Source organism: Sphingomonas sp. FW306-1B-B10E (genome assembly GCF_058782005.1).
In genome coordinates, this window is sequence record NZ_JBYSXG010000118.1 from 1 (window position 1) to 1280 (window position 1280).

2 protein-coding genes are annotated in these 1280 nt (G+C 68.1%); both read left to right on the forward strand.

What is annotated here, in order from left to right:
* Nucleotides 1–47 precede the first annotated feature (47 nt).
* Entirely contained in the window at nt 48–533 is a 486-nt protein-coding gene (locus AC3WJI_RS21645) for a GAF domain-containing protein (RefSeq protein WP_492759371.1), read from the forward strand.
* Nucleotides 534–660: 127 nt separating this feature from the next.
* The coding region (locus tag AC3WJI_RS21650; RefSeq protein WP_492759372.1) for an RcnB family protein at nt 661–1280 on the forward strand (620 nt) is incomplete at its 3' end.

Below are 1280 nucleotides of genomic sequence, written 5' to 3' on the forward strand. Positions count from 1 at the left end.
ACCCCCAACCCCTCCCCTGAAGGGGAGGGGCTTGCTATATCCCCCCCATGTACAGCTTCGACATCACCGCCGACTCCAAGTCCGAACTCTATCGCGACCTCGCCGCCGCGCTCGACTCGCTCACCGTCGACGAGCCCGACGCGATCGCCAACATGGCGAATGTATCGGCACTGATCGGCCAGTACCTCCCCGATCTCAACTGGTCCGGCTTCTACCGCAACGTGGGGGACGAACTCGTCCTCGGCCCCTTCCAGGGCAAGGCGGCGTGCATCCGCATCCCGTTCGGCAAGGGCGTGTGCGGCGCCGCGGCGGCGACGCGCGAGACCCAGCTCGTCGCCGACGTCCATGCCTTTCCCGGCCATATCGCCTGCGACGCCGCCAGCCGCTCCGAACTGGTCGTGCCGATCGTCCATCAGGGGGAATTGCTCGGCGTGCTGGACCTCGACAGCCCGCTGCCCGGACGCTTCGATGCCGGCGATGCTGCGGGCTGCGAGGCGCTGATGCGGATCCTGGCGCCCAGAATCACTGGCTGAATCTCGGGATGAGACGCTGACCCGCATTGGGACAGATTTCCGCCGTCCCGGTGATTTCGTGCATGCCCCGTAACGGTTATTTCTTCGTTGAGCGCGAGCGGGGGCTTGCACGAAGGAGTCGGATACAGTGCGCAGCTATTGGTTGGCAGCGGCGGTGATCGCCGGAATGGCGGGTGCGACGCCCGCGATGGCGCAGCGCGTCTGGCAGGACGGCCGCTGGGTGGTGACGCCGCGGCATTCGGCCCCGAGCGTGATGCGGACCGACTCGCACCGCTGGGCGATGCGCGACGGCCGCTGGGAAGCAGGCTATCGCGCGCCGGGCGGCTGGAACAGCTATCGCCGGCTGCACCGCGGCAACAACCTGCCCGGCTATTGGCGCGGCGACGATTTCCGCATCAACGACTATTTGAGCTTCGGCCTCGCCGCGCCGCAGCCCGGCTATTCCTGGGTGCGCTATTATGACGACGCCGTGCTCGTCGACCGGGACGGCCGCGTCTGGGATTCGTTCGATGGTATCTCCTGGGGCGGCGCAGCCGCGGCGGCGAGCGCGAGCGCGGGGATCGCTTATGCCGACAGCCGCGCGGGCACGAGCTATCCAGCGCCGCGGATCGATGCGGTCGACACCGACGAATTTTACGACCGCGACGAGCGCGACTACCAGTATCAGGGCCCGCCGCCTTCGTATGAACCGGGTCCCTATCGCGGTCCGCGTCCGGACGAGGACTATGCCGCCCCGCCGCCCCCGCC

What these genes read in the sequence shown, in the direction of transcription:
- AC3WJI_RS21645 (WP_492759371.1), top strand. Translation starts at nt 48, where the DNA reads ATGTACAGCTTCGACATCACCGCCGACTCCAAGTCCGAACTCTATCGC.